This is a genomic window from Acaryochloris marina MBIC11017 (assembly GCF_000018105.1).
Classification (GTDB): Bacteria; Cyanobacteriota; Cyanobacteriia; order Thermosynechococcales; family Thermosynechococcaceae; genus Acaryochloris; species Acaryochloris marina.
In genome coordinates, this window is the sequence record NC_009927.1 from 301,313 (window position 1) to 324,016 (window position 22,704).

General features: G+C 45.3%; 15 protein-coding genes and 4 pseudogenes. 7 read left to right on the forward strand and 12 right to left on the reverse strand.

All coding sequences use genetic code 11. The features are described 5' to 3' along the window. The first annotated feature begins 58 nt into the window (after positions 1-58). The 4 genes from AM1_RS31870 to AM1_RS31885 all read left to right on the forward strand — a co-directional run bounded on the left by AM1_RS31870 (position 59) and on the right by AM1_RS31885 (position 2,695). The gene (locus tag AM1_RS31870) at positions 59-613 is read left to right on the forward strand and encodes a hypothetical protein (protein ID WP_012167225.1); all 555 of its coding nucleotides are present in this window, start codon (positions 59-61) and stop codon (positions 611-613) included. A gap of 402 nt (positions 614-1,015) precedes the next feature. Continuing rightward, positions 1,016-1,309: a hypothetical protein gene (locus AM1_RS31875; protein WP_041661244.1), complete on the forward strand. Its 294-nt coding sequence runs from the start codon at positions 1,016-1,018 to the stop codon at positions 1,307-1,309. Positions 1,310-1,361: 52 nt separating this feature from the next. Next, a complete protein-coding gene (locus AM1_RS31880) occupies positions 1,362-1,838 on the forward strand; it encodes a thermonuclease family protein (protein WP_012167228.1) in 477 nt (158 codons plus the stop codon). Positions 1,839-1,858: 20 nt separating this feature from the next. Continuing rightward, on the forward strand, positions 1,859-2,695 hold the full coding sequence (locus AM1_RS31885) for a formylglycine-generating enzyme family protein (RefSeq protein ID WP_012167229.1): 837 nt from the start codon (positions 1,859-1,861) through the stop codon (positions 2,693-2,695). Between the two features lie 75 nt (positions 2,696-2,770). Here the strand turns inward: AM1_RS31885 and AM1_RS31890 are convergent, their stop codons facing one another. The 12 genes and pseudogenes from AM1_RS31890 to AM1_RS39180 form a co-directional block, all read right to left on the reverse strand. Beyond that, positions 2,771-2,980, reverse strand: a complete 210-nt coding sequence (locus AM1_RS31890) for a hypothetical protein (RefSeq protein WP_041661245.1) — start codon at positions 2,978-2,980, stop codon at positions 2,771-2,773. Positions 2,981-3,061: 81 nt separating this feature from the next. Then, a complete protein-coding gene (locus AM1_RS31895; RefSeq protein WP_012167231.1) occupies positions 3,062-3,949 on the reverse strand; it encodes a hypothetical protein in 888 nt (295 codons plus the stop codon). A 437-nt stretch (positions 3,950-4,386) separates the two neighbouring features. Next, positions 4,387-7,203 (reverse strand): peroxidase family protein, encoded by a 2,817-nt coding sequence (locus AM1_RS31900; protein ID WP_012167232.1) that lies wholly within the window; start codon positions 7,201-7,203, stop codon positions 4,387-4,389. A gap of 1,673 nt (positions 7,204-8,876) precedes the next feature. After that, positions 8,877-9,638: a M90 family metallopeptidase gene (locus tag AM1_RS31910; RefSeq protein WP_012167236.1), complete on the reverse strand. Its 762-nt coding sequence runs from the start codon at positions 9,636-9,638 to the stop codon at positions 8,877-8,879. A gap of 224 nt (positions 9,639-9,862) precedes the next feature. Further along, a complete protein-coding gene (locus AM1_RS31915; RefSeq protein ID WP_012167238.1) occupies positions 9,863-10,177 on the reverse strand; it encodes a HigA family addiction module antitoxin in 315 nt (104 codons plus the stop codon). Continuing rightward, positions 10,177-10,452: a type II toxin-antitoxin system RelE/ParE family toxin gene (locus tag AM1_RS31920; RefSeq protein WP_012167239.1), complete on the reverse strand. Its 276-nt coding sequence runs from the start codon at positions 10,450-10,452 to the stop codon at positions 10,177-10,179. The genes AM1_RS31915 and AM1_RS31920 overlap by 1 nt, the downstream gene beginning before the upstream one ends. Positions 10,453-10,803: 351 nt before the next feature. Beyond that, positions 10,804-11,049 (reverse strand): annotated as a pseudogene (locus AM1_RS38000) (hypothetical protein); the annotation flags it as partial. A gap of 177 nt (positions 11,050-11,226) precedes the next feature. Next, positions 11,227-12,045 carry an IS21-like element ISAcma26 family helper ATPase IstB gene (istB, locus tag AM1_RS31930; RefSeq protein ID WP_012168214.1) on the reverse strand — a complete coding sequence of 273 codons (819 nt, stop codon included), beginning with the start codon at positions 12,043-12,045 and terminating at the stop codon, positions 11,227-11,229. A gap of 382 nt (positions 12,046-12,427) precedes the next feature. After that, positions 12,428-13,480, reverse strand: a pseudogene (gene istA / locus AM1_RS43590) (IS21-like element ISAcma26 family transposase); the annotation flags it as partial. A 235-nt stretch (positions 13,481-13,715) separates the two neighbouring features. Further along, positions 13,716-13,886 (reverse strand): annotated as a pseudogene (locus AM1_RS31940) (DDE-type integrase/transposase/recombinase); the annotation flags it as partial. 315 nt (positions 13,887-14,201) lie between these two features. Continuing rightward, entirely contained in the window at positions 14,202-15,251 is a 1,050-nt protein-coding gene (locus AM1_RS31945; RefSeq protein WP_012167243.1) for an IS110 family RNA-guided transposase, read from the reverse strand. 90 nt (positions 15,252-15,341) lie between these two features. Beyond that, a pseudogene (locus AM1_RS39180) lies at positions 15,342-15,782 on the reverse strand (DDE-type integrase/transposase/recombinase); the annotation flags it as partial. Positions 15,783-15,980: 198 nt separating this feature from the next. Here AM1_RS39180 and AM1_RS43595 point away from each other — a divergent pair. From AM1_RS43595 to AM1_RS31960, 3 genes are all read left to right on the forward strand, one after another. Next, entirely contained in the window at positions 15,981-17,522 is a 1,542-nt protein-coding gene (locus AM1_RS43595) for a hypothetical protein (RefSeq protein WP_012167244.1), read from the forward strand. Positions 17,523-18,146: 624 nt separating this feature from the next. Continuing rightward, positions 18,147-20,555, forward strand: a complete 2,409-nt coding sequence (locus AM1_RS31955) for a hypothetical protein (RefSeq protein WP_012167245.1) — start codon at positions 18,147-18,149, stop codon at positions 20,553-20,555. A gap of 654 nt (positions 20,556-21,209) precedes the next feature. Continuing rightward, a complete protein-coding gene (locus tag AM1_RS31960; protein ID WP_012160803.1) occupies positions 21,210-22,454 on the forward strand; it encodes an ISL3-like element ISAcma10 family transposase in 1,245 nt (414 codons plus the stop codon). The last annotated feature ends 250 nt before the right edge of the window (positions 22,455-22,704 follow it).

The window sequence follows — 22,704 nt, forward strand, 5'->3', positions numbered from 1 at the left end:
GATTTTGAAGTAACGCAATGTTGCAATGGTCTACCATACCAATTGAAATATTGATTCAATGCAAGACTCTTTACCCGAATCACTCAGCAAACTCCTAGGTAACATTTCTACAGATCAGCAAAACTATGTTCTAGAAGCCCGAAAGCAGATCTTAGGATTTGATGATCACATCATCGAAGTGGGGCGAACCACTTCAACAGAATATGGCCTTAGGAAAGGAGAAAAGCAGATCTATAAAACCTTGATGTGTGCTAAATTCATTCCGTTTCATAGAGGAGTGTACCGTCCAAAACTGTTGCTATTACTCCCTTATCCAAAGCGTGAATGGGCTGGGCAAGGCAGTGGAAGAACCTATAAGCGAGAGAAAGTGAAGGGTCTCACCTGGGTAGAAGCGAGTCATACTAAAGCGTGGGATCAGAACTCACAACTCAAACTGTATTTTTATACAGGGAAGTCACAAAGTCGATATAGCTCCGTGATGGACCTAACCCCTTATGAATCAATGTGTCATCTATTATTGGGTAAGGAAGATCTGAAATTCACATCTCTGTTCGACATCATCAATCTTGCTTTGAACGAGTGGAAGCTGCAAGTTGATGAGCGGGATCAATGATTACTCCAATCTGTGCTTGCCACCAGTGAGATCGCTTCAGTGGATACCTCACTGAAGGCTTCCTCGTCTGTGCCATCCATCCCAGTGGCCCAGTTCAGCATCCTTGCCCTGACTTCGCAGAAGTAGTCGAGGACTGGGAACCAGTGGGGGCATTTTATAAGGATAATGAGTTGATCAAGGACTGGGTGGGATATCTCGCTGCATCGGAGCGGATAGAGGTTCTGGAAACACACCCCTTTTTCACGGGAGTCTGTTCAAAGTGCTGTGCAAGCTTTGGGGATAGCAGACCCATCCACTACGATTGCAACAATTGTGGCTGGATGGATGATTCCATTAACTGAGACAAACTGAGACAGATAACTAACCCAAGCTTTTGCCTTTGCCTATTCTGAAGAGCAGCTAATGAACTGGATCATTCTGATAATTTGCATGATTGCATTCATCGTTTACTGGAGTAAATGGAGACAAAGCCGAGGTAACCTCGGCAGGGTCATTGACTACAGCAAAGGAAATAAGGGCGCGCGAAGGGAGCAATGGCAAAATTACTCTTCAAGCAAAGCAAAGCTGATTCAGAGGATTGGCCGTGAAGCTACAGAGCGTCTGATCGTCAACGTACTTCTGGATAATCCGAGTAAATCGAGAACCTGGTGCTCGGATAAAGCCTTACGTGACCTGGAACGAGATCAAGGTCTGTAAGACAATAACAATCCCAAGACAGCTACTCTGTATTCTTCTCCCCATAGCAGTATTGGGGTGTGACCCACCTTCCAGCACCATAACCAACGACGTTGCCCCAGCGAACACCACCCCCGCCGAAGTTCTCAGCACGGGTGATGGGGATACTTTGAAGGTGCGATCTAAAGACGGTACATCGAGCAAGATTCGCATTGGCTGCATTGACGCACCAGAGTCTTCGCAGGAGTATGGACCGGAGGCAGGCCAAAGACTCAAAGCATTGCTACCCAGTGGAATAACTATCGAGCTTTGGGAAATTACCACGGATCAATATGGCCGCACTGTTGCGGAGATCTATTCTGAGGGGAAATCGGTTGGGCTTCAGCTTGTCCAGGAAGGCTATGCCGTTGTGTACCACCGCTACCTTGAGGGCTGTTCAGCGACTGCGGATCAGTATATTGCTGCTGAGGAAGAGGCGCGATCACAGAAGCTGAATTTCTGGAGTCAGAGCAATCCAGAGATGCCGTGGGATTTTAGAAGATCTAGATAACGGTTCGGACCCATAACAAAATGGAAGAAGCACAGCACCAAAACGCCTTTTATCCAGAAGATCTAGGGGGTAGGCAAACCCTAAGCATGATGGAGATCCCCGAAGGTGAATTTATGATGGGTTCTCCTGAAGGGGAGATGGATCGTCAAGACGATGAAGGGCCACAACATTGGGTCAAAATATCAAGGTTCTACATGTCCCAAACTCCCATCACCCAAACTCAATGGCGAATCGTTGCTCAATGGCCATTCGTCAATATAGAGCTACAGGGATATCCGTCGTATTTTGAGGGAGAGAAGCGACCCGTTGAAGAAATAAATTGGTTTGAAGCCATCGAATTCTGTGATCGCCTCACCCAACATACTGGCAGACCGTATCGTCTCCCCACAGAAGCGGAATGGGAATATGCTTGCCGAGCAGGGACCACGACTCCCTTTTATTTCGGTGAAACGATTACGACTGACCTAGCGAATTATCGGGGAACAGATTGGGAAAAGTACAATTCGTCAGGTTCCTATGGTTCGGGACCAAAAGGAACGTATCGCGGGGAAACGACTCCCGTCGATCACTTTCAAGTCACCCATCCGTATGGCCTTAGCGACATGCATGGCAATGTTTTGGAATGGTGCCAAGACACCTGGCATAGTCATTATGATGGTGCCCCAGTAGATGGGAGTGTATGGGTTGATGAGGAAGATATTGATTCTGATAAGGTTCTACGTGGCGGTTATTGGGGCGAAAATCCAGGGTTCTGTCGTTCCGCATGCCGCTCAGGGACCGATCCCGACAACCGCAATTTCGATATTGGTTTCCGGGTTGTTTGTTCGCCTCAAGGTCTTCCTTATAGCCATAGATGATCTCGGCTGTGATCATCACGGTGATGATTGACACACAGCGGATCTGTGGGAATTTTGGACCGTCAGGTCTTGAGCCTAGCTGGCCTGATCAGGAACATATCGATGCTCTAACGGTATCTTCTCAATCGCCGCTCTCTGCCGTGCATCTCGTTCCGCTTTCTGTCGAGCAGCAATCCTAGCCCTAGCCGCTTTAGCCCGCATTGCCTTGGCATCGCTGTTGTAGTCCTTCTGAATTTCCTCGGTGTTACGAGATGGGGCTGGGGCGTATTGGTCTTGCTCTGACATCAGGGATGGAATGGGTGAATAGACCTCTAGCAATATTTAGCTAACGATGTGCTATTGCTGTCTTCTAGAAAACTGTCCTGGCTATACTCCAAAAGCCTCAAGGATTGTTCGTTCCATTTCATCAGCTACTTTCTTAAATCCTTGAGCTGATAAATGTAGCTCATTTTCCCAGTCTCCGTCTTTAATAATTATTCGCAAGTCGATGTGATAGACATTATTTGGGTATTTATCAGATAAATCTTTAAGCATTTCATTGAGGCTATCAATAAGCCTTTTAGCTATCACTTTTCCTTCTGCTTGAGAAATCCCTTTTCGTCTTAGTGCAGGTTCAAACCAAGGTCCGATGAATTCGTAATCACCTATCTCAATGACAGCTCTTCCGTCAGGTGTTGGATATCCATAACCATGTAAAAATATTTTAATATCTGACTTTGCAGATATAACTTCTTTAATCAAAAATTCGAACATTTCATAAAATACTTTATTGGTCATAAAGTCAAGATAATCTTCTTTGAGGTGAATAGTACTCAATTGTGATCGAGAGTGATGTAAGAACGGTTCGAATTTAAAACCATTCGGTCCTGCAACATCATTACCTACGCCAGAAAATAGAAAAAAGTCTGGTTCGTATTTATCTATAAGTGCTAAAGCTTTTACAAGTTGAGGGCTATTTACTAATGGATTTGTTCCAAAGGTCATATTTTCTAAGGTATCACCCGCCTTAGCAACTCGTAAAAGATTTATCTTACTTCGCATATTCAGTTGGTTGATAAGATCACCTAGCGAAATATCACTAACCCAAGCAGGAGGATAATCAAACCAAGAATCACCTTCAGCAATACCCTTTAAAGCTTCGGGTTTAATTTTCATTCGTAGTTTAAACCATTCTTCATTCGATTGATCACGAAAGCTTGAACTAGATGCATCAATAACCTCACTTTCAAATCTCAAATCATTAAGTCTTGACATAGATTTAGAGTTCCTTTTTTTTAGAAATTTCTAATACCGTAACTTGGAACTTTAATCCATATGTTTTATCTCAAAGTATTTTTTAATCTTGTGAATTAAATCTTAAGGATTCAGTAATGCAAGTGGAACTGACGGAAATGGTTACCTAAATTTCTGGAACAGTGATTACTAGCTCAAATTTTTATGATCTCTGTAGTTAAACAGTCTTCAGATCGAAGGTGTTTAATTATTCAGTTCATTCAATTGAGCAATTTGCTGTTCTATCCCTCTTTTATCACTTTGATAGGAGAGTATCTGTAAGCTTGAAATTGTGTTAGTACATGGCCTGGTGATTGGATTCACTCTAAACGGCCTTCCAATAGCGACATTTGCTGTTGGCGAATATGCTACAGAGTAGAAATTGATTGTAATAAAACCTTTTCCTTGGCGTGTCTTAATTACGCCGCTACGCCGACTTTTTTCTTGTCGTAGTTGTGTTGCTTCAGCATCTTGATTTCCTGAGTGGAAAGCTTCCCTGGCTGCTGTGAGTCGAGGGCAAATCCCTCAGCCTTCGCGAAGAGCTCGTTCTCCGAAGGACAACCTTCAGGTAGGAAGAACACTGCATCCGACATGCGAATACGGCCGTCATTGTCGTGGTCCATGTAGACCTGTCTGTCGGTGAGATCGACCAGATAGGATTTGTCGCCATCATGGACCCGATAGATCTCGTAGTTTTCGAGCCCTTTACCGGTCCAGTGAGCCTCTAGGTAAGCCGCACCAGCTCCGAAATCGAGTAGGTTTTCTTCGCCGTAGTCGACGTGTGATTCGATCGGGTGCGGGATGTTAGTCCGCATGTTGCTGAACGCGTTCGGCCGCTCTCTGCCCTCGAGATACTCCCGGAACTCATCGCCGCCGAAGAGGCCGAGAAGATGCTCGAAGGTGACCGCGTTGACGATGTTAGTACCGGTTGGAGTAACTTGTTCGGGCCCTGCGTAATTGGTGAGCCATTCGTTGTGCATGAACCGGGTAGACGCCTCCATCACGAAGTTCATAAACGTTGGATTGGGCACCGCGTAGCCTTCGGGCCGGAACTCGTCGGCGAGCTGCCCCATTCCCGTGGTCAGAAATAGTTCACCGCTCGCCTCGTTATAGGGGCCAAAGAGCTGCTCCCATCGTTGGATAACTTCCTGCGCATTCTTAGAATCGGGTTCTTTGAAAAGTTCGCGGTAGCTCTTGAGGCCCGGAATATTCAGACGTTCCAGAAAGCTGTTATATCTGCCTGTACCACGATCCAAGCCCCGCTGCACATCGGTTTCACCGATGCGCGTAGTGCCTCCGGCGGTTGCAAGGTGGGCGAACTCTGGTAGGTAGTTGTTGAGGGTGAATGCCCCAACCGAGGTGTTCATCAGCATGTGGGCGATACGGCCGATGCCTTCACGCTGGAGCAGTTCGTTTCCAGTAGAGCCGAGCGTCTCAGTGAGGGAAATAAACTCTCCACCTGCCACCGGTTTGCCTTGCTCATGAATATCGCAGAGAGCCATGTCGAACCCATCTGGCTGAAGCGCGTGGCCCACCGGACGATAGGTTTCCGAGAAGTCGAGACCTTTAAGTTCCGGATCCGAGAACATCTGCGCAATCTTCGGGTTGCCGGCGAGGCCGTGTAGGGCCGGATGGGTCCCTTTGTGCAGCGGATCGTGCACAAGCTTCTGGCGAAGCGGTGTTCTGCCCTGTAAGAGCCCAAATTGGTTGCTGTGCAGGGCCCGGGTTGCGGTCTCGTGGCCAAAGAGCATTGGCGTCCAAAATGCAGTGTGGACCTTGGCCCGGGTCTGAATGACGATGTTTGCTGCCTTCCAGTACAACTGATTGTCAGTGAGTTCAGGATGTCGCTTAGCCAGAATGTCGCAGACCAAATTGTGGAATCGCACGTAAACCGTGCGAATGAGTGTAACTCCAATCGACATATTCTGGTCGATACCAGTTTGGATCGTCTTAGCGCCACTCTCGTGCTCGATGTTAGGTAGCCACTTACCGTCTTGGAGGTAGATTTTACCGCCAGGGAGCATTTCGCCAGTGGCAGGATCGGTACGCATCCGCTTGACCGCCTCAGGGGTACTACCGCGGTCGGGGCTTCCGTCCCATGCATTCGTTGTGGAGGACAAGACCGCGCCGGTTTTGGGATCTATCTCGTTGGCGCGAATCCAGACCCACTCAATGCCGAGCTCCGCCTCCGGAGACCCGGACGCCACCGGAATAGGTATCTTCTTATGCTCATTGAACGCGGGCATGAGAACGTCGTGGGGTAGGTCGAAGAGGTGGTCGATTGCGAACACGTTGAGGTGGTCGGCGGTTTCTCGCCGACCAGTCGCATAGAGCTCGGCCTGTGCAATTTCGGCCGCAGAGGGCAGCAGGTGTTCGTACTTGTTAGGCTTATCACCCAACCCGCCGTGGATCGGAATCGGTTGCCCCACCGCCCCTGCGCTTGGGAGATCGGGGTCGGTGAAAAAACCACCGGGGCCAGGGTGTTTGGCGGTGTAGCTCGAACTCAAGTCGCTCTGGGTCTTCATCGACTCCGGGATATTTCGACCCGCGAGGAGTTCATTTCGGTCGCTCGCTAGACGAAGCAAACCAATGGTGGAGGGGAGATAGGTCCAAATTCCGTGGCGCATCGCTTGGCGGTATTTGCCGAAGCGTGAGAATACGGTGTCCACAACCTTGAAGATACAGCTCGTTAACCCCTGGACGAGATCGAAGGCACCACCCAAGAGCAGATTGATGCCTTTCCGCCACAATGAGGGCTTCGGAACATAGACCTTCAGCGGCTCCTCATTAAAGTCCATGATGTCCTTGTTTGGGCCTTCCCAGAATTCGCGGAGCACTCTATTTGCGTCGCCGGAGCGGTAGGTATCGGTGATAGGGCTCTTACGTTCGACCGATTCACCATTCATAGCCGCCTGCCCTGTAACCCGAGCGCGATCTTGCCACCAGCTTGCATGGTTGGACTCTGGGAATCTTTCCCCTAATTCACGGAAGATTTTGGCTGCGCCCTTCGGGTCACCGCTTTCAAATTTAGCAAGGGCGAGGCGTTCGATGTCGGTTTGCGAGGCTGAGCCATCCGCTACCTTGATATTCAGAAGCGTGATGGCCTGGGCATGGTTCCCCGCGTTCATTGCCTCGAGCGGATCACCTGTCTCGAGGCCAGGCGACTGGGTGTTCAACTGTACATTCTTGCCAAAACCGAAGGGGCACTTGCTACCTGCGGAATTCGGATCATTCATACTACACTCCTGTAGATTGCACTACTGTATTGCTTGGAAAAAGATTGTCGGTGCGGGAAATTATCCTAAACTGGGCTAGGTAGTTAACTCATAGATGTAAGTAGCCAAATTCACTAATATGGCAATGAGGAATTTTAAATTCTGTCCTCTTTTAGTTGTGTCGAAAATAATGATCTCAGTTACAAAAAATTCCTCTGAGTTTTATCCAAGACTATGCAGCCAATCTGAAGATTTGATTGATAAAAGAGATCTGTCCTATCACATCATCTTTGCGATGCAACCGCCTTGTGGATTTGGTTGTGTATTGAAATTATAATTAGCCATGATTACTGCTCTTTAATTCATGCATGATGCATAGTACTGTTTGTGTCCAATGGCAGGTAGTTTTGGGTGTTAATATACTCAGATAAAATCTATAAAAAAATAAAAAACACCTCAATAATTACTGTCATTTTGCAAAAAATTCAGTTCAAGTTTTAACAATAAAACTTTTCTATAGAACTATATTTACTCATCATTCCTTCTCTAAAGTTTTATGCGAAATGACATAAAAGTCCATATTTAGGAATTCGAAGTGAGGCAATCATAGATCAATTCAAGTCTCTAGCAATTTTCATAATCTTGCTACTTAAGGGAATATGGTTTACCAAGTCTAAAAAAATATAATCTTACATCCTGAAAAAGCCTTGTCAAAAACATATCTGAATATGTTTAAATATTTGTTTTAATTATTGTTAGTTTGATTGAAATAATTCTTAAGGCTTATCGACTTCCATCGCTTCTGCGTCAATTTGAACTGAGTCAAAGTCAGAGTGTTGCACGAGTACATACCACCTCTCGCCAGGTCGTTTAGCTAGATCAGGCAGAAGGCAAATCACTTGTTTTCTTCGCAATCGTCTTGTACACACTCACTCCCACTGAGCTTTATGACTACTAGTTCAAATGGCTATTTGATTACGTCCCCGACTAAGTTAAATTGACTCAGAAACGGTCCTTTTGCCCACATCACAAGTTGGCATCGGAAAAGTGAGCAGGCCCTAGAGCAATTCAAAACATAAATGGATGCGATCCCAAACCCACCGACCATAATCAAATTCTTCTGCTCTGAACCCTGCCTTTACTTGGGGATGCTGCATTATTAGATTCTTCTAAGCTTGGTCCGAGCTTGGGACTTAGTATCGGGTTTAACCTTAGCCACTATCTCAACATCAGGGAATTTCTTGAGAACAGGTTTTTTGGACTCACCCTGGCAAATCCATCCGAGCAATAAATCAGGCTCATAACAGGGGTGGCTCCTCCCAGGATCAACCATGACAGGTTTTGGCGGGCAGTAGCAACGGATGATGATTTCATCAGATTCCATTAGGGAATTTGAAAGATTATAGTTGGGTCTCAGTTGGCTAATTTTAGGTGCAAATCGGAGGTGGTATCGGAATTTGCGATCGCACTATCCAGCTAAGGAGTACTCCACAGTGATTACTGCGGTAGGTATGCAGTCACGGTAAATAATTGATAACCACATTGGCAATCACAATAACGGTCACACCGACGTTCAAGCGAGTTTGTAAGCCTGAACAACGGTGTGGCGAACGGATTCCTTGAGGGCTAATACTTCGGACGATTCGAAGAGATTGATGCTTGGAATTTTCCTTTCTAATTAGATTGTTCTCTACTCACTGGGAAAAATAACTCCATTCAGCAGGATCCAAACCATAAAAATCTGAAAGTATTTTGTAAAGTTTAGAATGATTGAGTTTCATTGGTATCGGCTTTTCAAAAAATACTTCAGTTGCAACAGCAAAAAACTCGGCAAGGTCAGTAGCTCCATATTCATCGATGACTGTTACCATATTGTTTTCAACAGCACTTTGGAGTCTTTTATACTCATCCGTAATAATTTTATTCCATGTCATATATGCATGTTGAGGATTGAGACAGTTGAGAATGGGTACACCATCTGCACAACTATCTTCTTGATCAAGCTGATGTGCAAACTCATGAAGAACTAAATTTTGTCCATCTTTCCAGTTTAATGCTCCAAGCTGTGCATGTTTCCATGAAATTCTTATCTGGCCCTTACGAGCATTAGAGTCACCTAACCAGCTTCGACGCATATCTGTTACTACGAATTGATTTTCAATACGTTCAACTTTTTTGTTTATTGAATCAGGATAAATTAAAATTGATGAGAGTAATGGATATGTTTTTCCTTTTCGATTAATAATTAAAAGGCACGCCTGTGCTGATATCGTTATTCTAATTTCATCTGTTATTTCTAATCCATCGCAGCCAAAGAACCTCTTATCATCTAGAAATATTAGAATCAAATCTTTTAGTTTGGATTGTAATGAAGATGGAAGAAAGTTATAGATAGGGATATTATTTTCTAGAATTTTTTCCCAATCTGATATGAATATTTTTTTGTGAATAGTCATGCGAATCGATTTTTATTTTAAGTTGCCAAAAACCTATGACAGTTTTAATCTGCTTAGATGACATTCAGGAATGGGGTTATGCTATGGCTCTTCATATGAGGGCGTTGGATGCTGACTGCGCTGTCAGCGTGTCTGGTGGTGGCGAGTGAGCAGTAAGAGGGGAATTAATTTTTTTAGTTGACAAACCCAGAACCCTTTTGTGAATTTATCTATTCCCATGTGATTTAAGACCCAGAGGCCGAGGCTGCAAGCTGCTCAAAATCGATTGGCTGGATGTCCTCATGCCGATCCTGTTGTAGTGCTTCCCATAGATCTCGATCCTGCTGCATTCCTAGCCAAGTACCTGCTGTTAGTCCCACGCCCTTCTCAAGGCGAATCGCCATGTCAGGTGTAACGGCAGCTTGTCCCGATACCAATCGGGAAATTGCAGAATGGGATACCCCTAGTGCTTTTGCTAATTGACGAGCGCTTAAACCGTAGGGTTCTAGATAGAACTCTTTGAGGGTTTCTCCAGGGTGGGGGGGATTATGCATCAGCATTAGTGGTAGTCCTCATAGTCCAGAATATGAACGTCACCGTCTCTAAACTCAAACGTCAGTCGCCAATTCCCACTGACAGAGATGGACCAGCGACCTTTTTGGTCTCCTTTTAAGGGGTGCAACTTAAGCTGAGGTGGCAACGTGGATAGAACCTCGATACGATTCAGTAGCTCTAGTCTGAAGCGCAAGGATTTAGCATGTTTGGGCTGAATCTTTGCGGTGCTTCCAGTTTCAAAGAATAGTTGCAAGCCTTTATGCCGGAATGACTTGATCATACTCAAATTGTAACGTGGTGCGCTACAGGCGACAAAAATAGTAGATGATAATCTGCTCGAAAGCCAAGCGGTTGTTCAATTCTTGAGTAAAGTTTGGGACGGTATCAGAATCAATCGTCTCCTCCCTCTCCTTTGAATGCTTCCGCCAATTGCTTTAGCGTCACTCCAAGAGTTTCACACAAAATCCACGTTTGCCACGGGTCAAGTTTTGGCTTGGTTGTATTACTTTCCCAGTTGTATATTGTCTGAGTTTTAACTCCAAGCTTGGCTGCCACAGCGAATCCGTCAGAAGTGGTTAGCCAAATCCTTGAAAACAGCGATTAGTACCCCCAATTTTCTTCGTCTTTGTTGTTAAGCAGCCTGGAATAATTCCTGGAGTTCACTCACACCTTTCATGAACTTCTTTCTTCGATCAGATAGTGACACGAATTCTGCCATTCGACTGCGAGGTCTCAAAAAGTTACTCACTTCGTCCACCGCTTTACAGAATCGATGAGCAGCATTAAACTCACCAAATCCTAGGGTTGGGTGATACCTGTGTTTGACGGGTCTGTGACTCTGTTCAACTGGGTTCTCAGTGCAGGGACGAACCTCATTATTGGATGTCAACCCCATAGGCGATGTCGCGACAACCACAAGGCGGATCAACCCCCAAATTTGAACCGTATTATTTGGCGTACACTCCCTTTGCGTTAGCTCTTTTTCAGACCTCATACGATACCTTCAGAACAAAACGACAACCCGTGATCGAAATGACAACCAGTGATCGCTCGATTATTTGGACTGGGATTTTTGAGGTTGAGACTGAGTTTGAGCCGTTCTCTGAGTCGCTGATTTGCGCCGATAACTATCGGCTTGAATTTCGATAATCAAGCCATGATGAATTAAGCGATCAATGGCAGCCACCGCCATCATCGAATCAGTGAAAATGTCATCCCATTGGCTGAAGGGTTGATTCGCTGTAATCAACAAACTTTTTCGTTCATAGCGATGCGCAATTAATTCAAACAGAACGGACGTTTCCGCTTCCGACTTTTTGCAATAGCCCAAGTCATCCAAGATCAACAGATCATAGCGGTCCAGTTTTTTGAGCATTGGATGCAGCTGCAGTTGGAGCTTCGCCTGTTGCAGTTGCTGGACCAATGCGTTGGCTGCAAAGAACTTCACCCGCTTACCGAATTCCAGCATCTTTTTGGACACCCCAGTGGCCAGATGTGTTTTTCCAACACCCGAGGGCCCCAGAATAAGGCAATTCTCGGCGCGCTCCAACCAACCCGGATCTGCGGCTAATTGCATCAAGGGAGCTGGATTGAGCTGGGGACAATGGCTAAAGTCAAAGTTGGTAAAACTTTTTGCGTTTGGGAGCCTGGCTTCGGTGAGGGCACGTTTTAGACGAGCTTGTTCTCTTCGTTGGGCCTCCGTTTCGCACAAGGCTAGTAAGAATTCCGCATAAGACCAGTTTTCCTGCATGGCTTGGGATTCGATAGATTCCCAATGGGTCAACATGTGGGAGAGCCTGAGCTTTTTTAAATAGAGGCTCAGGTGCTGGTAGGGGCTCAGCGGGGACTGAGCAGGAGGGGAGGAGTTTGTCATAAAGTTCAAGTGAATGTTGTTCAATGCTGAGTTCAGGAACCTGCTTCATCTGAGGCGGCTCAAACTGTTTTTTCAGGCGATTGAGGGTAAGGCTGGATGAGCGAAGCTGCTGCTGTAAGTACACTGCTACGGCCTGTTCTTTATCTTGAACCGCAGCAATATACAGGGCTTCCACGATGATCTTGGCAGCCTGCTCCAGGTCAAATTGGGCTTTGAGCTGTTCCCAGATTTGGCGGTATTCAGGATTGGGAAGTAGGTCTGATTGCCAGGTGCAATAGATAAAAGCACGAGGCTTCAATCGCATTGAACCAATAACATGGCGATAGTTGATGCAACGGTCGCGACGTTTGCCTTTGCCACTGACGCGCTTCCTCGGCAATTCCACCACCGGGTGTCGCTCCAGATAGCCGACAATCCGGTCATGGTATAGATGCAGTTCCAATTGACGACCAATCAGTCGAGAAGGGACGGTGTATAGAATGCAGCGAACATCGATGGTGCTGCGTTTGCTGACTTTAGCCGTGAGCACTTCATAGTCAGGGGTTCGATATTTGGGCAGTGGTTGTAGATGGTCTTTCTCTTGCTCATACTTGGTTTGGCACTGCTGATTCAACTTGGCAACCTGTGCATCAATTAAGGCTTGATACTCAGCAACGCTCGTAAAATCTGCACTGCCGCGCAGATAGATCGCCTGCTTAATTCGGTTCTTCAGATGACCATGGGGAGATTCAATGGAGCCATTCTCATGGGCTACACCTTTGTTGTTACGAGTGGGTTCTAGCCGATAGTGGTCACACAGTTCGTCGTACAGACGAGTGAGGTTTTTGGACCGGCGGCCGCCCATGTTGCGATAGGCTGCACTCAAACTATCAGTACGATGCTGTGTAGGAACACCTCCACAGGCTGCAAAGGCATTTTGCAATCCTTCTGAGAGGGCGACAAAGCTTTCGCCTCCTTCGATGATCTGGGCATATCGCCAGCCGCTGTATCCCAGACGGTAATGGTAAATCAGGTGCTCAAAGGGTTTGCCGGCAATGGTAATCGTGATGCCTTTGAGTTCTGTAAAATCGGAGAACCCTTGTACCCCTGGTTCATGACGCAATTCAAACATCACTTCAGGGCTTGGTCCATGTAAGGCTTTCCACGTTCTCACCCGACGTTGTAGGGTCCGCAGGACTTGGGGATACTGGCCTGGATACTTATCCTGCAGGTACTCATACAGGGTCATGGGTTTGAGGCGTGGGTCTCGACGCAGCATTGGTTCTAGCTCGTCTTCCCACACATCAGCTAAGGGGTCGGGAACGGTGCGTTGGTCCTGAAGGCGGCCGCGATTAGGTTGATGGGTGCCGGCCTCAATTCGTTGTCCGGTTCTTGTAGATATTTCGGCAATGTAAGCTGCATCAGCTTGTTTTAAGCCGAGGTCTCTTCCGTTCATATAAACACGAGTATGATAGGAATCAATTCTTTTGTTAGGCACTTGTACAGCCCTCTATTGATTAGGGATGTAAAAAGTGTCTTTTTTCTTGAGATTGAATTCTAGAAACGCGATCTCACACATCATTTCTAGGGAATTGAGATCTAGTTTTATCCTTCTCAGGGGATGCCTGGTTTCTTCATAGCTATAGCCGACGTGACATCGTCATTAATCCGTCAGCTCGATTGTCGTCTAATACCTCATGCTCTACATCCTCACCCAACTCTTCTGAGATCGCACGAGGGTATGATGCCAAGCCATCAGTCGCCACTTTTTTAGGTGGATCATCATGCAGCTCAATCGCTTGAGCAAAGAAGGCTTTGGTCCCTTCCATATCTCGACTATGAAGCCGTAGGAGTGTCAACAGGTATTGTTTTGACTTTTTAGCAGCCTAATAAATGCCAGCCATTTTATTGGCTAGGTAAGTATCTATATTGGCTCCTTTCTTGTTAACTCTTTTCTTCTTTATGTATAGGATAAGGACTTAACCGACTATCCGAGTTTCCGATACATTTTGCTCAATCGTATCGTCTCAAGAGTGACATGCAAGTTGTCTCAGGCTTATTCGGGTTTGCAATCTTGATTAAGAATTAGACTAGAGATATGGACAAGCTCTGAGATAGTTTTCCCTAATGACGGGAATATAGAAATCCTTAGACTTCCTATGCTAAAGAAAAGAGACTTATGCTGCCATAGGACCTGCCTGTTTAGAGTCCCACTTCTCCTGCTTCTTTAACAACGTCCAACAAAGGATGAGCAGTTTACGGGCCACAGCTATAATGGCTTGTTTTCTACGAGTCTTTTGACCACCACAAAGTCTTTGATACAGTGCTGCAGCCCAAGGATTGTAGCGTTGCATAATCCAAGCAGCCTCAACTAACGTAGCTCTTAAAATCCTTGGCCCACGCTGAGTTATCTTACCCATCCGATTCATTTCACCGGACTGATGTTGTCGCGGGACCAGCCCCGCATATGCACCGATCTGCCTAGCATTCTTAAACCGTTTGGGGTCATCTATAAAAGCCACCACTACTTCTGCTGTTTTACGCCCCACACCTGGAATTGATTCAAGCAGTTGAACTCTATTGTCTTGTTTGGCGATCTCAGTGAGTTTTTTATCGACAGCATGCAGTTGCTCCCATAAGGCATCTAACCGCTTCAGTTCTAGATCGAGTTGACCCTGCCATAGGGACAGTAGCGAACATTCATCCATGTTTTGAGAATACTTTTTCAGTTGCTCTATTCTCGAAATTGTCCAAGCCTTCTCCCCTGCAGGAATAGAAATTCCTTGCTGGTTAAATACGGCTCGAATGGTGTTTTGGGCTCGTGTGGCATGGCTGACTAGGCGTTTACGATATTTGACCAGTTGCCGATATTGACGGGATTCAGCGGATGGCATGTAGACAGGGGAAATCTGGCCAAGTGCTGCTAATTTAGTCAACTTGAGCGCATCGTCTTTATCTGTCTTGCGTTTGACATGTTTCCAGTGCCAAGCTTCATGAGTAGGGTTGGCCACAATGGTGTTAAAGCCTTCTGCCTGACAAAGGTCGTACACCCAACCAGAGATCGTGCAAGCTTCGATAACGACCTGCTCTGGCTGAGTTTGGCTAAGTAGTGCTTTAAATTCACTAGCAAAGGATTTAAAGGAGAAAAAGAGGGTGTCGTTACTTTGGGTATCAAATAAACAAGCAGCTGAAGTGTACTTTCCAAGATCAATGCCTAAAATTTTCATAGGTCTTCTCCTGTGAGTTGGGGAATTAGGTGATAGGTCAATCCTTCTAGCTGAATTGTCCTGGTTTTCCAACTCACGGCTTACATGGATTCTGGTTTTGCTTAATCGTACATCCACTAAATTGCCAGCATTATCAATGCCACGATAAAGGTAGCACCACCTGCCCTTGATTCGGACATAAGTTTCGTCTACAAGCCATACCTTGCCTACTTTTCCCTTCCGTTTAGTCTGAATCTGTTCCGTAAAGTGAGGCAGAAATCTTTCCTCCCAATCTCGCACGGTTTCATGAGTGAAAACAAAGCCCCGGATCAAGAAGTACTCGGCCACATCTCGATAGCTGAGTTTGTAGCGTACTCGAAGTAAAAGCACCTGGAATACTATGTCTGTCGGAACTTCAATAAAGTTGAAGGGAGTACCAGTTCGCTCATTGTAACTCCGCCGACACACTTTGCATCGAAACCGAGCATAGCCAAGGTCAGTCTTACTCTGAAGAAATGAGACTCGGGTTGAGTTGCAATGAAGACAATCCATTAAATACAGACAGAGTATGGCTCAGGGACAAGGCTCAGCCTATCAGGACGGTGTCGATTTCTCAATTCTGGACAATCAGCCCTGACAATTTCCATTCCCTATTTCAGTCGAGTATTCTGCTATGCCTCATCCAATCATGCTCGTAGTGTCTATCAGCAGCTCTGGCGATATCGGGCCAAAGTTGTACGTGAAATCTATGTGACGCGCAAGGCTCATATCCCTGATATTCCTTCGATTAAGTCCGTGGAACAGGTCATCATGCTTCAGTCCAAATACGGACAAGATGTTGCTGCCTCCATTGATTTAGAACAGCAGTTGATTCATGACCAGTCCCCTGAAACGGCTCAGCAGTTGGCGGCACTAAAGGCATATCAGCAGAATCCCAATAACTGTCACAACGTCAGCTTTGCTCGATATCAAACTCGCTCGATTGCTTCACTGTTAGCACTCAGAGAGTCCTTGATGTTGTTGCTGAAAGATCATGGACATCCCATTGAGATGGAGGAACTGAGAGACCGCAATGCCGATATCGTCGAGTCCTTCAGCAAAGTGCGGAAGCAGATGGAGGTGGAAACTGCGGTGATGCTGGGGACGGCTGATGGGGAGCGATTCACGGTGGAGCAGGCCATCCGAGTGATGGGAAGTTCTTCTGCCACCTATAAAGATACGTTGGATGCCAAAAAGGTCTTATTACAAGATGAGTTGCCCGGTGTTGAATTGACGGATGAATTCATTCATCAAGTCTGTGTGGAACATCGAGGACGGTTGAAGAGTGCCACGAAGTTGCATTGGATGTCTTATCACCCTGAAGTTGCTGAGGAATTAGACCGGAGAAACTTTATGAAACAGCTCAATAGTCAGTTCGTGTTGACTCATCGGTTAACTAATAATCGCATCCAGGTACAGTTACTTCGTGACCTGGGGGTATTTGACTTGGTAGATACTTACAACGTCACCAGCGCTGATTATGAAGCCTACGACAAGGCGTTGGAGAAAGGTCGCCAGGTGCAGCGGCAACGACAATCGTTGAGATTGGAGGTCAAGGGATTAGCTGGGCAGATCAGGGAAATTGTTCAGGAGCAGAAGGCCATTCAAGCCAAGTTAACGGCATTGGGCAGAAAGGCTCATCCCAGGAAGACAACGCTGAAGGGGGAGCTGGAGCAGTTGGAGCAGCAGAAGCAGGGGCTGAAGGACCAGAAGCAGGGTTTAAGGGATGCTATTGAGCAGCAGTCTCAGGCATTCACCCAGGCCCGATATGAGCAGGTAGAGGCCCGGATGCGGATGGAAATCATGGTGATGACGGAGGATGATCAGCGACTTGAGGATATCAAGGTGAAGGCGTTGGAATATCGCTATCAGATCTATCGCCATTTTCGGAATGTCATCAGTGAAGGTCAGAGTGCCGTTGCCATCGTCAATAAGTTGATTAAGCGAGTGGCCCATGAGTTGGTGAAGGTGGGAAGTGAGGAATCAGTGAGTCTCTATGTGATTCGCTATTCGGGCAATGAAGCTTACAAAGACCAGATGCTGAAGGCGTTTCAGGTGAAGTGGAATCAGAGATTGGAGAAAAATAGACCAAGTTGTGAAATCTGTAAGAAAGACAGTGATCTAATTACAGAAATGGAAAAGCGATCTGATATCAATGAGTTTGGTTGTGGATCTGATCAGGAAAACGGGCAGTTTGAGGGGAATGATGATGGAATTGAGGGGGGACCTGAGATGATAATGGGGTGCGATTGACCCCGAAATAAATTTCCGTTATTAGAATTAATTTTTTCAACGAAGTCTCTAGGAACTAACCTTAAGACTAGCTTGGCTGTACCTCTATTGGCTGCACCATTGAAAGAGGATAAATATCTTGACTATTTTCTTCACTAAATCCAGCAATTTAAGACAGCACAAAAAAACACAAAAAATCATTTTTATCCTGAATCATTGCTTTTATACTGATAATAGTCCCCCTATCAGGCGTTTTATTTGTTGATTTTAGTGCTAGCTATATTTGGAGGTGCTATTTGATAGGTTGTTTTTGCAAGTTCTTTGCTGTGATCTAGCAAGCTGGTATAAAAAGCGCTCGAAGTATACTATCGGTCTATGCTTTAAATTAATCCGTGCACCCCTGATTAAATTCCGTTGTACGGTGAGTGATTTAGATTTTTAAGTCTTGAGTTAAGAGGAATAAATAAAAGGTAAAAATTAAAAAAATAAAGATGAACGAGATAAAGTTTAGTTAGGATCGTAAATATTGAGTTTTCCTGGCGGCTATCAAATACCTTATGATTCAGACTTTTCTTGGAATGTTTTTTATTGAATTAAGTACCTTTTAGAAAACACTAAATTTTTGAAATAAAAGAGAGTAGTAACATGGGGCTAGTCTATAAGGTAAAAAAAGATTTAAAGAGATTGGCGGCATTTGGCTGGGACGAATGGTTTGCCCAACATGGTCTAGATATTACTGCAAAGGACTTGGGTTCAGAGTGTCAAAAACTTCTTCCCGCAATACGTCGGGATTTACCTGGCCTTGGAGACTTTTCTGTTAGTGGAAAGCGAGGTATTGAACCGGGTAAACCAGCGCTGAGCTTGGTATATCACGCCTTGGCGAGTCCCAATGTTCATCCAACAAATAATGGCACCCCCCATAACAATCCGGATGCTTATCCTACATTAGGTGAACTTGACAATCTGGAAAATTACATTTACGGATTGGCTCGTCGTTCTATTGATTCCTTCGACAACCCAGTGCTGGCTGTATTTGCCTATCAGTATCGCATTGCAGAAAACAGCCCACACAAAATCCACGCTGATCTGGGTTTTTCTCGTTGTGGTGTATCGAGAATCGGTACTGAAGCACCACGTTATGATGCGCCGACGAGATCCTATACATCTTCACCTGTTACAAGTGAGCGAGGTGCTGCGGTACTACCTGCTCGCTATGGGGCATTTATTGCTGAGCGTCGTGCACCAACCAGTGATGATGCGGTTTTTCGTGCTTCGTCATCTGATAATCAGCAAATATTCTTGTTCCCAGTACATAAGCTATTTGCTGGCGATGAATGTTTACTTGATGAGCTTGGTGCTCCCATGACGGTTGGTACGATTAATTTTAGTGAGTACCATATTAACGAGAAGTTGCGTCGCTTACACACAGATTCTCCAGATAATCCTGGTTTTATCGAGCCTTTAGATATTTTCGATATTGATGCTTTTCCGTTTGTTCGTGATTCGAACAATGATCCTGAGCTGGCTTCTTTAGAATATGTCGGTGATTCAGTGTTAGTTGTGTCTCATCACCATGATCAACTGACGCGCACAGCAACTCAGAAGGTAGACGGGGCAGAGCAGTTAGCTCGCTTTCAAGTCCCATCGGGAACAAGCAATCGTTTTTTCAGCTCCTTATCCTTGCCTGCCCCTTCAGGTAGAGCTGCACCGGAATACGCTAATATTCGCCATAAATTTGTGAGCAATGATACTACAGAAGATTTAAATCAGACGTTATCAGCAGATGAGTTTCGGGAGCAGGTGATCGAAAAAGGCGGATATGAAGCAGTGCATTTTATTGATGATTCCTGCGATGGCGTTATTGCTGTTGAGGTATCTGGCTTGAGTGACTTGCCAACATCTTGCGCTTATTCTTTGGTCACGGCTGTCGACTTTTTCCCATTGATTAGACAACTAGATATTCAACGTTGGGTAGAGCAACTATATAACGCTGACATTGGTTTAAGTTTGTCTGATATTTCAAGAAATAATCGACTGCATTTCAACCAAGGGGGCCCTAGGCCATTGAGTGATGGACGTTTTGAACGTTCATTATCAGGTGAGGCTAGTTTAATTCATAGGTCACCGAATATGTCGCTGAAAAATCCACTCACACAAGCTTCAGCATTTCCACGCAGTGATCATGCTAATTTCACTGTCACAAGCATCATTGGCAGAGCTGCTCAGGGGGATGCTTTTGACCCCGGCGAAAGTCCCTCTCGGGTGCTTAGCTGGTTACCAGACGCGGCAGCCGATGTGTTTGCTCCTGGCTGGGATATTTCAACGCATATCGTGAATGGTTTGGGGACCTATGCTTCTTATGGTTTGGGCAGTCCATTTCTGGAAGATGCAAAACTCTGTGCTGCTCTAAATTCATACTGGCCAGCTGCGGCACCAGATTCTTCTCGTACCTTCAACATCTCCGGGTCACCCACAGCGCAGCCATTGCTTGATAGCGAGTTGGGTTATCATCCGAATCATCCGCGAGTTAAGCTTAATGAAGTTATCAGTAATCGAGGTTGGGATGGGGAATACGGACCGTTCATCGAAAGAGAAGGCGGACAAGAATTTGTTAATTCTGCCCATCGCAATCGTTCTGACTATGTGAGTAACGCGCTTGCTGGCACAATTGGGTTCAATGGTCTGAATCAGGTTGATGCGGGAGAAATGATCCAGCGCATGGACGTGTTGAGATTATGCTTTAGCGCTTTGTCAAGACAAACGGTGCCTAACAATGACCTATGGTTAGTTAATGCTGAGAAAGTTGATGACTGGAATCAATGGAATAGTGAGGAGTTGCCGAAAGCTGATTCGGTTCTTTCAGGTGCAGGTTATATCTACCGATTTGTGATTGTTGATAATAGCTCTGTAGAAGATGTTGCGACAAATCCCGTCACACGTGAACGCTATAGCTTGCAAGAGATTTATGAGTTTCAAGTGAGTGCTAAAAAGCTATTTTTAAAGACTGCTGGTCATTGGAACCCTCCGATTGACATTGATATAGTAATTGAATGATTGAAGATATTGATATCACTACTGATATTTTTTGTGGAATTGCTATTTACCTTTAAAAAGCAAGTTTATGGGGTTCCATCTACCTCATGAACTTGCCTAACCACTTATCATCGTTTAATCGTTCGAAATAGAGACGATTATATTTAAGTCAAATTAGTTGTTACTTTATTTTCATTTGTGGTATTTTGCTAACGAACTTATGGATCACCTAGTAAATTGCAGATGGTTTACTAGTGTCATCACCGACGAAAATGTTAGCCTTCACCATCAGCCATCTTTCATGAATCAGATCACGTGCAGCATTGTTTTCATCATCACTCCAGTAAGGTTTTAAGTAGGGTACTGATTCCTACTCTACTTCCCATAAACAGTTATTAAATATTTCCCAGAATACAATGTCCTCCTTTCCTATGAGGTGAAACAAAGCAACTCTTTTGAATATTTTTCAAATGAACCTATCACCTTTTTACTCTACTTTTCTTTAAACCACTAGTATTTATTCAATATAACTAAGATTCACCTAAAAATATTCAATGACAGTATTTGAAGAAAAATGGCTCTCTGGGAATTAGCGTGTAGCAGTCCTACATTTAGTGTGTTTCCTTTTTCATCCCTATGGAATGATCTGAGGTAGTACTTCAGAGCAATGGCGTAATGGATAACTCAATTCGCATCCCGCTCAACCTTCCTGATATTCGAGTTCTAGAGCTATCGAAGACTGAGAGAGGGGATTGGCTCATCAAGATTGAGAGTACGCTTCAAGGAACAACCTGTCATCAATGCGGACGTGAGATTACTGACCTCCATTGTCATGATCAGCCTTTTCGGATTCGTCACCTGCCATTATTTGAAGTCCCCGTTTACTTAGAAATTCGGCCCAAGCGTTATCGATGCAAGTATTGCGATGACCATCCCACAACAACTCAACATTTAGAATGGCACGAACCTCGCAGTCCCAATACAAAAGCATATGAGCGTTGGCTTCTGCGAATCTTGATCAATTCAACGGTCTCAGATGTTGCCAGAAAACTAGGCGTTAGTGAGGATATCGTCAGTGGAATCATTGATCGTTGGATTGCCGCTCAAGTTGACTGGAGCGAATATGCAGACCTCAAAGTTATGGGGATGGATGAGATTTCTCTCAAACGAGGCCATCGTGATTTTGTGGTTTTGATCACGATTCCTACGACGGATGGGGTGGATATATTGGCAGTTCTAGCCGACCGTAAACAGCAGACAGTGGCAAATTTCCTTCAATCGATTCCCATTGATTTACGCCAAACCATTGAGCGCGTCTGTACGGACATGTACCAAGGATTTGTCAGTGCAGTCCGAGAACAATTGCCGCAAGCCAAAATTGTCATTGACCGCTTTCATGTGACCAAAGCCTATCGTAATTGTGCTGATACGGTTCGTAAACGTGAGGTCAAACGTCTACGACGAGAGCTCTCTAAGCAAGAGTATGACAGCATCAAAGGCGCGATGTGGCCTTTTAGAAAACGACCAGAGAATCTGAAAGAGTCAGAGCAACAACTCCTTGAGCGATTGTTTGCTTATTCTCCACAACTGAAACAGGCGTACAACCTCCGAGAGAAACTCACGCAGATATTTGAGGGCAGGTACACCAAGCACGGAGCTAAATGTGCCATCCGTGCTTGGTGTAAACAAGTACTCAAGAGTGACATCAAGGAATTCGATTGTTTTCTGACCACTATCAATAATTGGATGGACGAGATGACCAACTATTTCCTGGAGGGGTGGACCAGTGGTTTTGTGGAAGGATTTAATAACCGAGTCAAAGTCTTAAAAAGACGATGCTACGGTATTTTCGATATTGAAAGACTCTTCCAAAGGATTTCTCTTGACCTCAATGGGTATCAGACATTCGCTGTGACCTAAACACTATATCTAGCGGCTACCACGCTAATTCCCGGAGAGCCAGAAAAATTTCATTGAATATTTTTTTCAAGATTTAGGTTCTCACAAGGTTGCTTAAAGCTGAAATTATTTAAAGTTCCTAAGAAATTAAGCAACCCCAGCAATAACCCCAGGCTATGAGTGCGCCTTGGAAATAGAGGGCACGTCCGATGTGTTGCGGGTGATTGAGCTGCGTCCTGGGGACACGATGGAGCGGATTGAGGAGATGGTG